Consider the following 13,127-nt stretch of genomic DNA (forward strand, 5'->3'; position numbering starts at 1 on the left):
GCGGCGATGTAGCTTAACAATCTATCGCCTGCTCTCTCTCAGAAATCAAGGTCAACATGAGTCTGTTTCCCGTTATCGTGGTGTTTGGTCTTTCCTTCCCACCGATATTTTTCGAATTGCTTTTGTCACTGGCTATTTTTTGGCTGGTGCGTCGGATGCTTGTGCCGACGGGTATCTATGATTTTGTCTGGCATCCGGCTCTGTTCAATACCGCGCTGTATTGTTGTCTGTTTTATTTAATATCGCGCCTGTTCGTTTGAGGTTGAAGTGAAAACACTAACAAGAAAACTCTCCCGTACGGCCATTACCCTCGTACTGGTTATTCTGGCCTTTATCGCCATTTTCCGCGCCTGGGTGTATTACACCGAATCTCCCTGGACGCGCGACGCGCGTTTTAGCGCCGATGTCGTCGCTATTGCCCCGGATGTCGCGGGCCTGATTACCCATGTAAACGTGCATGATAACCAACTGGTGAAAAAGGATCAGGTTCTGTTTACCATCGATCAGCCACGCTATCAAAAAGCGCTGGCGGAAGCGGAAGCTGATGTAGCCTATTATCAGGTCCTGGCGCAGGAAAAACGCCAGGAAGCCAGTCGCCGTAATCGCCTCGGCGTACAGGCGATGTCCCGGGAAGAGATCGATCAGGCGAACAATGTCTTGCAGACTGTACTGCATCAACTGGCTAAAGCCCAGGCGACGCGCGATCTGGCTAAACTCGATCTGGAACGCACCGTCATTCGCGCGCCTGCCGACGGCTGGGTGACTAACCTCAATGTTTATGCCGGTGAATTTATTACCCGCGGTTCCACAGCCGTCGCCCTGGTGAAAAAGAACTCTTTTTACGTGCAGGCCTATATGGAAGAGACCAAGCTGGAAGGCGTGCGTCCGGGATATCGTGCCGAAATCACGCCGCTTGGCAGCAACCGGGTATTAAAAGGCACCGTCGATAGCGTGGCGGCAGGGGTAACGAATGCCAGCAGTACCAGCGATGCGAAAGGGATGGCGACGATAGACTCTAACCTCGAATGGGTGCGTCTGGCCCAGCGTGTCCCGGTGCGCATCCGGCTCGACGAGCAACAGGGGAATTTGTGGCCTGCCGGTACGACGGCAACCGTCGTGATCACCGGTAAGCAGGATCGTGACGCAAGCCAGGACTCCTTCTTCCGTAAACTGGCGCACCGGCTGCGCGAATTCGGTTAATCGTCATGGGCATTTTCTCCATTGCCAACCAGCACATTCGTTTTGCGGTAAAGCTGGCGTGCGCCATTGTGCTGGCATTATTTATCGGCTTCCATTTTCAACTGGAGACGCCGCGTTGGGCGGTGCTGACCGCCGCGATCGTGGCGGCAGGCCCGGCATTTGCCGCCGGCGGGGAACCCTATTCCGGCGCTATCCGTTATCGCGGAATGTTGCGTATTATCGGGACGTTTATTGGCTGTATCGCCGCGCTTATCATTATTATCTCTATGATCCGCGCGCCGCTATTGATGATTCTGGTGTGCTGTGTCTGGGCCGGTTTTTGTACCTGGATCTCCTCTTTAGTACGGATCGAAAACTCTTATGCGTGGGGACTGTCAGGTTATACTGCGCTGATCATTGTGATTACCATTCAGACGGAGCCGCTGCTCACGCCGCAATTTGCGCTTGAGCGCTGTAGCGAAATCGTTATCGGCATTGGCTGTGCTATTTTAGCGGATCTGCTTTTCTCGCCGCGATCGATAAAGCAGGAGGTTGATCGCGAACTGGACAGTTTACTGGTAGCGCAATATCAGCTAATGCAACTTTGTATTAAGCATGGCGACAGCGAAGAAGTCGACAACGCCTGGGGCGATCTGGTGCGACGCACGGCGGCGCTGGAGGGGATGCGAAGTAATCTGAATATGGAATCTTCGCGCTGGGTACGCGCTAACCGCCGCCTGAAAGCGTTGAATACGCTTTCGCTCACGCTGATTACGCAATCCTGTGAAACTTATCTTATTCAAAACACGCGGCCGGAACTGATTACCGATACATTCCGGGAACTGTTCGAGACGCCGGTTGAAACGGTACAGGACGTCCACAGGCAGTTAAAACGGATGCGGCGTGTCATTGTCTGGACCGGTGAGCGCGAAACGCCCGTCACGCTTTATAGCTGGGTAGGCGCTGCGACGCGCTATCTGCTGCTTAAACGCGGCGTGATCAGCAACACCAAAATCAGCGCGACGGAAGAAGAGATCCTGCAAGGCGAGCCCGTAGTTAAAGTGGAATCCGCTGAACGCCACCATGCGATGGTGAACTTCTGGCGCACCACGCTTTCCTGCATTCTGGGGACATTATTCTGGCTATGGACCGGCTGGACATCGGGTAATGGCGCGATGGTGATGATTGCCGTGGTGACCTCGCTGGCGATGCGTTTACCCAATCCGCGCATGGTCTGCATTGATTTTATTTATGGCACTCTGGCGGCGTTGCCGCTGGGATTGCTCTATTTCCTGGTGATTATTCCCAATACGCAGCAAAGTATGCTGTTGTTATGTTTGAGCCTGGCGGTATTGGGGTTCTTTATCGGCATTGAGGTCCAGAAACGGCGTCTGGGGTCGATGGGGGCGCTGGCCAGTACGATTAACATTATTGTGTTGGATAATCCGATGACGTTCCATTTCAGCCAGTTCCTCGACAGCGCGTTGGGGCAAATTGTCGGCTGTATGCTGGCGTTTATCGTCATCCTGCTGGTGCGTGATAAATCCAAAGATCGAACCGGTCGCGTGCTGCTTAATCAGTTTGTTTCCGCTGCGGTCTCGGCAATGACGACCAACGTGGTACGTCGTAAAGAAAACCGTCTGCCTGCGTTATATCAGCAACTCTTTTTGCTGATGAATAAATTCCCTGGCGATTTGCCGAAGTTTCGCCTGGCGCTAACGATGATCATTGCTCATCAACGTCTGCGCGACGCGCCGATACCGGTTAATGAGGATCTGTCAGTGTTCCACCGTCAGCTTCGTCGTACCGCAGACCATGTTATTTCCGCCGGAAGCGATGATAAACGGCGACGCTACTTTGGTCAGTTGCTGGATGAGCTGGATATCTATCAGGAGAAATTACGTATCTGGGAGGCGCCGCCGCAGGTGACGGAACCGGTTAAACGCCTGACGGGCATGTTACATAAATACCAGAACGCGCTTACCGATAGCTAACCCACAAGAACCGATGCCAAAAGCGTCGGTTTTTTTATGACTATACTTATTTGAGATACAAAAACAGCGCAAGAGTGCTCCGGGGCTAAAAGCGTTTCTGGAAGTGAAACCTCTGCATAATGATGCTTAGTAGTAAAACAGACAATTGTCTGTCGGGGATGGTGGCTGGCTATGAATGTCTATACTTTTGATTTTAGTGATATTAAAAACCAAAGCGATTTTTATCGCGAGTTTACGCAGACGTTTGGTCTTGCCAGTGAGAAAGTAAGCGATCTTGATACATTATGGGATGCGGTAATGAGCGATATCTTACCTCTACCGCTAGAGATTGAGTTCGTTCACCTGCCTGATAAACTGCGCAGGCGCTACGGGGCGCTGATTTTACTCTTTGATGAAGCGGAAGAAGAGCTGGAGGGGCGGCTACGGTTTAATGTCCGGCATTGAAAAAGCATAAAAAAGCCCCCGGCAGGCGGGGGCAAGTCGTCGGGTTAGACGACGAGGGTTTACTTATACAACTCGGCGGTGGCGTGCCAGTTATCACCTTCTTTTAATTCGATGATGCGATAGCTATTAGCGCCTGCTTTTTCAGCTTTAGCGACGATCTCCTGGCGCATATCCATTGGCGTACTGCCAATCTGCGAGACGGAAATGGTGCCCATCGGTTGCAGATTCTGCGCCTGTTCCGCGTTGACCTGGTGTACTGCGGCATTTGCGCCGAAAGAGAGCAGAGTGGCCAGGCCGAGTGATGCGATAATGTATTTCGTTTTCATGGTCTTTTATTCCTTTATAGGGTCAACCTCGCGGATTAATGGGCTTTTCTTATGCGATATCTCCGCGAAGCAATGACACGTTATATGCGATGGCAGGTGAATTTTATTTGTACAGTTCGGCAGTGGCGTGCCAGTTGCTGCCGCTACGCGCTTCGGTAATGTGGTAGGCTGTAGCGCCTTGTTCATCCGCTTTTTTGCTCAGCATGGCATTCATATCCATAGGCGATGAGCCGATAGCGCTGACTGAAACCGATCCGATTGCTTCACGATTTTGCGCTTGCTCTGCGCTGATAGGTTCTGCGGCGAAAGCGCCAAAAGAGAGAACGGACAGAATACTTAATGTTGCAACAGTGGTTTTGATTTTCATGATTTTTACCTCGTCGAATTCCTTTACTGGGGTCTTTGTTTCGTGACCCTCATCACAAAATTAAGTATACACTAATCACGCAACTAATTAATACCACGCTAATTGTTTCTGCTTTTTAAAGACATTAAAAATTTTATTTTTTATAACGTTATGGAATTAAAATTGCTGTTTTTCGCCGCTGTCATTTAAAAAATAAAAGAAAATCAATCGGTTAAAAAATTTGACATTTTGTGCGTTTTTTTGATTTGTCATTCATGTAGTGAATGTTTAAGGGCATGATTTGCCAAATGATAGCCGTACAGGAAAGCGGCGAGGGGAGAGGACAAAAAGGTGCCTCCGCCGTACGACGACGGAGGAAGTGGGACTAAAGCTCTTGTTCAAAAAGTTCCAGAATGGCTTCGTACAGATCTCTTACGGAAAAGCCGCTGGCAGGCGTAGTGAAGATAGTATCGTCGCCGGCAATCGTGCCGAGAATACCTTCTGCTTTCCCCAGTGAATCCAGCAGGCGCGCGATGAGTTGTGCCGCGCCGGGGCTGGTATGAATCACCACGACAGCGTCGTTATAGTCGATATCCAGCACCAGATTTTTCAACGGACTGGATGTTGTTGGGACGCCCAGTTCAGCCGGAAGACAGTACACCATTTCCATTTTTGCGTTACGTGTACGCACTGCGCCGAACTTAGTCAACATGCGCGAGACCTTGGACTGATTGATATTTTCAAAGCCCTGATCCTGCAACGCGAGGACGATTTCGCCCTGTGAGCTGAATTTTTCTTCTTTGAGGAGCGCTTTAAACGCTCTTACTAGTTCTTCTTGTTTAGCCGAGCTTCGCATAAGTCACCCGTAATATGGCGGTAGAAACAACATTATTGTGCATACAGATGAATTTTTATGCAAACAGTCTGCCTTGTTTAAGGCTGAAATAATGTTATGAAAGAGCGGAATTTTATCAAATTTCGTTATCAAGAAACATGCCTGTGTCACGCCTCGCAAATAAGATTAAAAGTAAATTAATTGTTATCAAAATGATGTTGTTTTGAGAGGATAGTAGAGTATATTGTCACCACCTGTAGGAACGTTGCTCTCTGGTTGCAGTCGATCCGGATTACGCAAATTAAATGCATAAAAGCCAAAATTGCGCGACTCCGCATTCTTGATGAGTGAGGATTGTAATCATTGAATTTGTGAATTAAGGTCGCCGCCGCGGAGCAATAGACACTTAGCTAATCATATAATAAGGAGTTTAGGATGAAAGTCGCAGTCCTCGGCGCTGCTGGTGGTATCGGTCAGGCGCTGGCATTACTTTTAAAAAACCAACTGCCTTCAGGTTCAGAACTCTCCCTGTACGACATCGCTCCAGTGACTCCCGGTGTGGCCGTTGATTTGAGCCACATCCCCACCGCTGTAAAAATCAAAGGTTTCTCCGGTGAAGACGCAACCCCGGCGCTTGAAGGCGCTGACGTAGTACTGATTTCTGCGGGTGTGGCGCGTAAGCCGGGTATGGACCGTTCCGACCTGTTTAACGTTAACGCCGGCATCGTGAAAAACCTGGTGCAGCAGATCGCTAAAACCTGCCCGAAAGCGTGCGTGGGCATTATCACCAACCCGGTGAACACCACCGTTGCGATTGCGGCGGAAGTGCTGAAAAAAGCAGGCGTATACGACAAAAACAAACTGTTTGGCGTTACCACGCTGGATATCATCCGCTCTAATACCTTTGTCGCAGAGCTGAAAGGTAAGCTGCCAACGGAAGTTGAAGTTCCGGTGATTGGCGGACACTCCGGCGTGACGATTCTGCCGCTGCTGTCGCAGATTCCAGGCGTAAGTTTTACCGAACAAGAAGCGGCCGAGCTGACTAAACGTATTCAGAACGCCGGTACTGAAGTCGTCGAGGCGAAAGCCGGCGGCGGATCGGCAACCCTCTCTATGGGCCAGGCTGCCGCGCGTTTCGGTCTTTCTCTGGTTCGCGCTCTGCAGGGCGAAAAAGGCGTGGTGGAATGCGCCTATGTGGAAGGCGACGGTCAGTATGCCCGTTTCTTCTCTCAGCCGCTGCTGCTGGGTAAAAACGGTGTAGAAGAGCGTAAATCCATCGGCACACTGAGCGCTTTCGAGCAACATTCGCTGGACGCTATGCTGGATACGCTGAAAAAAGATATTCAGTTGGGTGAAGATTTTATTAATAAATAAGCTGTTCCTGCCCGATGCCGGGGCTTTTGCTCCGGCTTCTTTGACTGTAAACAAGCCACGAAATCAAGTACTAAATCTGCTAAACTCCTCACGTCTTATCGGTTATTAACGAGAACGTCGTGAAAAAGATCCAAAGAACGCAAACCCGCGATCACATTACGCAAATGCTTCGCTATGAAATTCTTTCCGGCAATATAAAAGCGGGAGAAGAACTCGCGCAGGAAAGTATTGCGGAGCAGCTTGGTCTTTCACGAATGCCGGTTCGAGAAGCGCTACAGTCACTCGAACAGGAAGGTTTTTTAATCCGACTGCCCAACAGGCACATGCAGGTCGCGCATCTTGAGGCCGATCGCGTGAGTCATATTTTTCGCGTGATTGCCGCGATGGCCGCCGAAATGTTTTCGCTGATACCCAGCGAAGTAGGCGATGCCCTCCTGATACGTGCGCAAGCGCTGGCTGTCGCAGAAGACAAATCCTGCGAACTGGAGTGTCATGCGATGCTGATTTCTTATGTGAATAACCGCTATCTGGAAAAGGTGTATCAGCAGTTCCTGGACGGTTATGTCTCTTATGTTATTTTGCATCTGAAAAAAGATAATCAGGAGTCGGCGCAGCTTTTCGCTGAACTGGCTGACGTCATACGCCAGGGGCGGCGTGATGAGATTGGGCAAGTTATGCAGCGTTATTTCCTCTCTTTAGCAGAAATAATGCGTCAACATATGAAGGATTGGGAAAGTGCAGAAGCCTAAGTTAGGGAAGATTAAGCTTCTTTCAGCGAAAGAACAGGTCGCGGCAGTGCTGCGTAAAGCGATTCTTTCGAGGGAGTTAGTGGAAGGGCAGGAGATTACGTTAGAAGGCATTGCCGGAATGGTCGGCGTGTCCAGTATGCCAGTGCGCGAGGCGTTTCAGATTCTGGCGGCGGATGGGCTGATAAAAGTGCGCCCTAATAAAGGGGCGGTGGTGTTGGGCATCAATGAACAAACGATCCGCGAACACTATGAAATTCGCGCGCTGTTAGAAAGTGAGGCGGTGGCTAAAGCTTCTCGTCCTGGCACCGATATCTCGCGGATAGCCCAGGTGCATTATGCCGCTGAAAAGGCTCTCGCGGAAAATAACTCGGCGGAATACTCCGACCTGAATCAGGCATTTCATATGGAAATATGGAATGTTGCTGGCAACGAAAAAATGAAAATGTTGCTCTGTAATATGTGGAACGGCCTGTCGATGGGCCATAAGGTCACCGAAGAAGAGTATGCCGTGATTTCCATTCAGGAACATAAAAGTATTCTGCAAGCTCTTGAACTTCATGATGAAACATTGGCACGCCAGCGCATGCGCGAACACATTATTCGCTCAATGGAGAATATGCTGACCCGCTATGTTGGTGACCCTTCTGCCTGATCTTTTCGCCTGCGTGAGCATCGCAGGCGCTTCAACCAATTCTTCAATTCTATTAATCACGTCCAGTAACGATCTAACCACGATCTTGATGTAGATCCCACTCCTGCATCTTTCCTGAGAAACGATTTGACTTAGTTTTTGTATGGGAATAATTTCTCCCTGTCAACATTGGATACAATATCATATATCATTGATTGGATAATTATAAATATGGAACCCATTACCCTTACCTTATGTTTATTGGTGTTCGCTATCGTCATGTTTGTATGGGAAAAAGTGCCACTGGCCGTCACTTCCATGATTGTCTGCGTGGCCTTAGTGATCACCGGAGTTCTGAATATCAAACAGGCCTTTGCTGGCTTTATCGACACTAACGTCATCCTCTTTGTCGCGATGTTCATCGTGGGCGGCGCGTTGTTCGAGACCGGTATGGCAAACAAAGTGGGCGGCGTCATCACGCGCTTCGCGAAAACAGAAAAACAGCTGATCTTCACCATTATGGTGGTGGTGGGTTTGATGTCTGGCGTCCTCTCTAACACCGGTACCGCTGCGGTTTTGATTCCGGTGGTGATCGGCGTGGCGGCAAAATCGGGCTTCTCGCGTTCTCGTCTACTGATGCCGCTGGTTTTCGCCGCTGCGTTGGGCGGTAACCTGTCGTTAATTGGCGCGCCGGGAAATCTTATCGCGCAGTCTGCGCTACAGAATATTGGCGGCGGCTTTGGCTTTTTTGAATACGCAAAAATCGGTCTCCCGATGCTCATCTGCGGCATTCTCTACTTCCTGACTATTGGCTATCGCTTTCTGCCGAATAATGCGACCGGCGGTGAGGTGGGGAGCGTCGGGGAGCAACGTGACTACAGCCATGTTCCACAGTGGAAACAACGGCTCTCACTCGTGGTGTTGATCGCAACGATCCTCGGCATGATCTTTGAGAAGAAGATCGGTGTCAGCCTGGCCGTGACCGGTTGTATTGGCGCTCTTGTGCTGGTCGTAAGCGGCGTACTCACGGAAAAACAGGCCTATAAAGCCATTGATTCACAGACTATTTTTATCTTTGGCGGCACCCTGGCGCTGGCAAAAGCGCTGGAAATGACCGGGGCAGGCAAGCTGGTTGCGGACTATGTAATCGGCATGCTGGGGCAAAACTCCTCACCGTTCATGTTGCTGATCGCCGTTTTCGCCTTATCCGTTGTGATGACCAACTTTATGTCCAATACCGCAACGACAGCGCTATTGGTGCCGGTGAGTTTGTCCATTGCCGCAGGCATGGGGGCCGACCCGCGTGCGGTTCTGATGGCGACGGTCATTGGCGGTTCCTGCGCCTACGCAACCCCTATCGGTATGCCTGCCAACATGATGGTGCTCTCCGCGGGTGGCTATAAATTTGTCGACTACGCTAAGGCCGGTATCCCCCTGATTATCGTTTCAACCATTGTCAGCTTGATCCTGCTGCCAATCCTTTTCCCTTTTCATCCGTAATTAACGGAAGCTGTTCTGACTAAGGAGCATTTATGAGCAAAAGTGAACAGATATCCCATATGACCGACGTTATGGCCAAGTTTGTGGGATATACCGGCAAAGTTTTGCCTGATGATGTCACTGCAAAACTGGAAGATTTGCATAAGAAAGAGACCAGTAAACTGGCCGACGTCATCTTTACTACCATGATTGAGAACCAGCGTCTGGCGAAAGAGCTGGATCGGCCTTCCTGCCAGGACACCGGTGTCATTCAGTTTCTGGTGGAGTGCGGGACGAACTTTCCGCTGATTGGCGAGCTGGAAGCGTTGTTGCGTGAGGCGGTGATCAAAGCAACTGTAGATTCTCCGCTGCGCCACAACAGCGTAGAAACTTTTGATGAATACAACACCGGTAAAAACGTGGGTAAAGGCACGCCGACGGTCTTCTGGGAGATCGTTCCCAATTCCGATCAGTGCAGCATTTATACCTATATGGCAGGCGGTGGTTGTTCTCTGCCGGGGAAAGCGATGGTGCTGATGCCGGGTGCAGGCTATGAAGGTGTGACCCGCTTTGTACTGGATGTGATGACCAGCTACGGCCTCAACGCGTGTCCGCCGCTGCTGGTTGGCGTGGGCGTAGCGACCTCTGTTGAAACGGCGGCACTGCTATCGAAAAAAGCGCTGATGCGTCCGATCGGTTCGCATAACGAGAATGAGCGTGCAGCCTCGCTGGAAAAAATGCTGGAAGACGGCATTAACAAAATTGGCCTGGGGCCGCAGGGGATGTCCGGTAATACCTCCGTTATGGGCGTGAACATTGAAAACACCGCGCGTCATCCTTCTACCATCGGCGTGGCGGTAAACGTCGGCTGCTGGTCGCACCGTAAAGGGCACATCGTTTTCGATAAAGATTTGAATTACACCATTACGTCTCACAGCGGAGTGAATTTCTGATGACTAAAAAAATCCTGACTACGCCAATTAAAGATGAAGATTTAGCGGATATTAAGGCTGGCGATATTATTTATCTCAACGGTCATATTGTTACCTGCCGTGACGTAGCCCATCGCCGTTTAATTGAAGGTGGTCGCGAACTTCCGGTAGATGTTCGCGGCGGCGCTATTTTACACGCTGGCCCAATTGTCCGCCCAATTAAAGGCGAAGACGATAAGTTTGAAATGGTCTCCGTTGGACCAACCACCAGCATGCGTATGGAGAAATTCGAAAAAGAATTTATTGCGCAGACCGGCGTGAAATTAATTGTGGGTAAAGGCGGAATGGGCAAAGGCACGGAAGAGGGCTGTGCTGAACACAAAGCGCTGCACTGCGTATTCCCTGCCGGTTGTGCGGTTGTAGCCGCCGTGTGCGTGGAAGAAATTGAAGATGCCCAATGGCGCGATCTGGGGATGCCGGAAACGCTGTGGGTCTGTCGGGTTAAAGAGTTTGGCCCGCTGATTGTTTCTATTGATACCCATGGGAATAATCTGTTTGAACAGAACAAAATTATTTTTAATCAGCGTAAAGAGATCGTCGCTGATGAAATATGCCAGAACGTAAGTTTCATCAAATAAACCTGATTACGTAAATTGCACGATAATGGTGGTAATACGTTATGACGATAATAATAACCAAGGGTTCTGGCCGGGGGCGGCTCAGGGAAATCCACCCTTATTATTTCATCGTCATAAATAGCACCATTATCGTGCCTCCTGCCTGAAGGCTATTTTATGACTGATGCAGCTCTGCTATTAGGTGAAGGCTTCACCCTGATGTTCCTCGGCATGGGGTTCGTGCTGGCGTTTCTGTTCCTGCTGATTTTCGCCATTCAGGGCATGTCCGCCGTGATTACTCGCTTCTTCCCGGAACCCGTCGCCGCGCCCACACCGCGCGCCGTTCCCGTCGTGGACGACTTCACCCGCTTAAAGCCGGTGATTGCCGCCGCCATTCACCATCACCGCCTTAACGCTTAATTCCCGGAGGGATCCATGACCATTGCCATTACCGACGTCGTCCTGCGTGACGCCCACCAGTCCCTGTTCGCCACCCGCCTGCGCCTTGATGACATGCTGCCGATTGCCGCCCAGCTCGACGACGTGGGCTACGGCTCGCTGGAGTGCTGGGGCGGCGCCACCTTTGACGCCTGCATCCGCTTCCTCGGCGAAGACCCGTGGCTGCGCCTGCGCGAGCTTAAAAAGGCCATGCCCAAAACCCCGCTGCAGATGCTGCTGCGCGGCCAGAACCTGCTCGGCTACCGCCACTACGCCGATGACGTGGTCGCCCGCTTTGTCGAGCGCGCCGTCAAAAACGGCATGGACGTGTTCCGCGTGTTCGATGCCATGAACGACCCGCGCAATATGAAAGCCGCACTGCAGGCGGTGCGCAGCCACGGCGCGCACGCCCAGGGGACCCTGAGTTACACCACCAGCCCGGCACACACGCTGCAGACCTGGCTGGATTTAACCGAACAGCTGCTGGAAACCGGCGTTGACTCGATTGCCATCAAGGATATGTCCGGCATTCTCACCCCGATGGCCGCTTTTGAGCTGGTCAGCGAAATCAAAAAACGTTTTGAGGTGCGCCTGCACCTGCACTGTCACGCCACCACCGGGATGGCGGAGATGGCCCTGCTGAAGGCTATCGAGGCGGGTGCTGACGGCGTGGACACGGCGATTTCGTCCATGAGCGCCACCTACGGCCACCCGGCCACCGAGGCGCTGGTGGCGACGTTGGCAGGTACTGAGCACGACACCGGGCTGGATATCCTGAAGCTGGAGAGCATCGCCGCGTACTTCCGCGAGGTGCGCAAAAAATACCATGCCTTTGAAGGCCAGCTGAAAGGCTACGACAGCCGTATTCTGGTGGCCCAGGTGCCGGGCGGAATGCTCACTAACCTCGAAAGCCAGCTGAAGCAGCAGAACGCGGCGGACAAACTCGACCAGGTGCTGGCGGAAATCCCCCGCGTGCGCGAGGACCTCGGCTTCATCCCGCTGGTGACCCCCACCTCGCAGATTGTCGGCACCCAGGCGGTGCTCAACGTGCTGACGGGCGAACGCTACAAAACCATCGCCAAAGAGACCGCCGGCATTCTGAAAGGCGAATACGGCCACACCCCGGTGCCGGTGAACGCCGCGTTACAGGCCCGCGTGCTGGAAGGGGGCGCCCCGGTGACCTGCCGTCCGGCGGATTTACTCAAACCGGAACTGGCTGAACTGGAAGCGGACGTCAGGCGCCAGGCGCAGGAGAAGGGGATTACTCTGGCGGGAAACGCCATCGACGACGTGCTCACCGTGGCGCTGTTCCCGCAGATTGGCCTTAAATTCCTTGAGAACCGCCATAACCCGGCGGCGTTTGAGCCGGTACCGCAGGCGGAAGCCGCGCAGCCGGTGGCAAAAGCAGAGAAGCCTGCCGCCTCCGGTATCTACACCGTGGAAGTGGAAGGCAAAGCCTTTGTGGTGAAGGTCAGCGACGGCGGCGATATCAGCCAGCTTACTACGGCTGTTCCGGCGGCCTCTTCCGCACCGGTTCAGGCTGCCGCTCCCGCAGGCGCCGGCACCCCGGTCACCGCGCCGCTGGCGGGGAATATCTGGAAGGTGATTGCCGCTGAAGGCCAGACGGTGGCCGAAGGTGATGTGCTGCTGATTCTGGAAGCCATGAAAATGGAAACCGAAATCCGCGCCGCGCAGGCCGGGACGGTACGCGGTATCGCGGTGAAGTCCGGGGACGCGGTCTCTGTGGGCGACACCCTGATGACGCTGGCGTAACGGAGAACTG

Annotated in this window: 15 protein-coding genes; 12 read left to right on the forward strand and 3 right to left on the reverse strand. The window is 52.2% G+C overall.

Annotation, left to right across the window (positions count from 1 at the left end; genetic code table 11):
• Nucleotides 1-56: 56 nt before the first annotated feature.
• The 4 genes from aaeX to QEN32_RS02445 all read left to right on the forward strand — a co-directional run bounded on the left by aaeX (nt 57) and on the right by QEN32_RS02445 (nt 3,617).
• Nucleotides 57-260, forward strand: a complete 204-nt coding sequence (gene aaeX / locus QEN32_RS02430; RefSeq protein ID WP_000051840.1) for a p-hydroxybenzoic acid efflux pump operon protein AaeX — start codon at nt 57-59, stop codon at nt 258-260.
• 7 nt (nt 261-267) lie between these two features.
• Nucleotides 268-1,200 (forward strand): p-hydroxybenzoic acid efflux pump subunit AaeA, encoded by a 933-nt coding sequence (aaeA, locus tag QEN32_RS02435; protein WP_000855138.1) that lies wholly within the window; start codon nt 268-270, stop codon nt 1,198-1,200.
• A 5-nt stretch (nt 1,201-1,205) separates the two neighbouring features.
• Nucleotides 1,206-3,173 (forward strand): p-hydroxybenzoic acid efflux pump subunit AaeB, encoded by a 1,968-nt coding sequence (aaeB, locus tag QEN32_RS02440; protein ID WP_000510913.1) that lies wholly within the window; start codon nt 1,206-1,208, stop codon nt 3,171-3,173.
• A gap of 171 nt (nt 3,174-3,344) precedes the next feature.
• Nucleotides 3,345-3,617: a barnase inhibitor gene (locus QEN32_RS02445; protein ID WP_023194496.1), complete on the forward strand. Its 273-nt coding sequence runs from the start codon at nt 3,345-3,347 to the stop codon at nt 3,615-3,617.
• Between the two features lie 59 nt (nt 3,618-3,676).
• On the opposite strand, the gene yhcN-B is transcribed toward QEN32_RS02445, so the two are convergent.
• From yhcN-B to argR, 3 genes are all read right to left on the reverse strand, one after another.
• On the reverse strand, nt 3,677-3,943 hold the full coding sequence (yhcN-B, locus tag QEN32_RS02450) for a DUF1471 family stress response protein YhcN-B (protein WP_000853277.1): 267 nt from the start codon (nt 3,941-3,943) through the stop codon (nt 3,677-3,679).
• Nucleotides 3,944-4,046: 103 nt separating this feature from the next.
• A complete protein-coding gene (yhcN, locus tag QEN32_RS02455) occupies nt 4,047-4,310 on the reverse strand; it encodes a peroxide/acid stress response protein YhcN (RefSeq protein WP_000695693.1) in 264 nt (87 codons plus the stop codon).
• A 364-nt stretch (nt 4,311-4,674) separates the two neighbouring features.
• Nucleotides 4,675-5,145, reverse strand: a complete 471-nt coding sequence (gene argR, locus QEN32_RS02460) for a transcriptional regulator ArgR (RefSeq protein WP_001257852.1) — start codon at nt 5,143-5,145, stop codon at nt 4,675-4,677.
• A gap of 414 nt (nt 5,146-5,559) precedes the next feature.
• Here argR and mdh point away from each other — a divergent pair, with 414 nt between their 5' ends.
• The 8 genes from mdh (at nt 5,560) to oadA (ending at nt 13,117) form a co-directional block, all read left to right on the forward strand.
• Nucleotides 5,560-6,498 carry a malate dehydrogenase gene (gene mdh / locus QEN32_RS02465; protein WP_000861586.1) on the forward strand — a complete coding sequence of 313 codons (939 nt, stop codon included), beginning with the start codon at nt 5,560-5,562 and terminating at the stop codon, nt 6,496-6,498.
• Between the two features lie 119 nt (nt 6,499-6,617).
• Nucleotides 6,618-7,247 carry a GntR family transcriptional regulator gene (locus tag QEN32_RS02470; protein ID WP_000723776.1) on the forward strand — a complete coding sequence of 210 codons (630 nt, stop codon included), beginning with the start codon at nt 6,618-6,620 and terminating at the stop codon, nt 7,245-7,247.
• Complete coding sequence (locus tag QEN32_RS02475; RefSeq protein ID WP_001171581.1) at nt 7,234-7,899, forward strand: GntR family transcriptional regulator; 666 nt, start codon at nt 7,234-7,236, stop codon at nt 7,897-7,899. The genes QEN32_RS02470 and QEN32_RS02475 overlap by 14 nt, the downstream gene beginning before the upstream one ends.
• 210 nt (nt 7,900-8,109) lie before the next feature.
• Nucleotides 8,110-9,378 carry an SLC13 family permease gene (locus QEN32_RS02480; protein ID WP_000433390.1) on the forward strand — a complete coding sequence of 423 codons (1,269 nt, stop codon included), beginning with the start codon at nt 8,110-8,112 and terminating at the stop codon, nt 9,376-9,378.
• A gap of 32 nt (nt 9,379-9,410) precedes the next feature.
• Complete coding sequence (ttdA, locus tag QEN32_RS02485; RefSeq protein WP_000045349.1) at nt 9,411-10,310, forward strand: L(+)-tartrate dehydratase subunit alpha; 900 nt, start codon at nt 9,411-9,413, stop codon at nt 10,308-10,310.
• Nucleotides 10,310-10,927 carry a L(+)-tartrate dehydratase subunit beta gene (ttdB, locus tag QEN32_RS02490; protein WP_000162405.1) on the forward strand — a complete coding sequence of 206 codons (618 nt, stop codon included), beginning with the start codon at nt 10,310-10,312 and terminating at the stop codon, nt 10,925-10,927. Before ttdA ends, ttdB begins: the two co-directional genes overlap by 1 nt.
• 156 nt (nt 10,928-11,083) lie before the next feature.
• On the forward strand, nt 11,084-11,326 hold the full coding sequence (locus tag QEN32_RS02495; protein ID WP_265322417.1) for an oxaloacetate decarboxylase subunit gamma: 243 nt from the start codon (nt 11,084-11,086) through the stop codon (nt 11,324-11,326).
• A gap of 15 nt (nt 11,327-11,341) precedes the next feature.
• Nucleotides 11,342-13,117, forward strand: a complete 1,776-nt coding sequence (gene oadA, locus QEN32_RS02500; protein WP_280144439.1) for a sodium-extruding oxaloacetate decarboxylase subunit alpha — start codon at nt 11,342-11,344, stop codon at nt 13,115-13,117.
• Nucleotides 13,118-13,127: the final 10 nt, after the last annotated feature.

Source organism: Salmonella sp. SA14318 (genome assembly GCF_029866905.1).
Classification (GTDB): domain Bacteria; phylum Pseudomonadota; class Gammaproteobacteria; order Enterobacterales; family Enterobacteriaceae; genus Salmonella; species Salmonella enterica.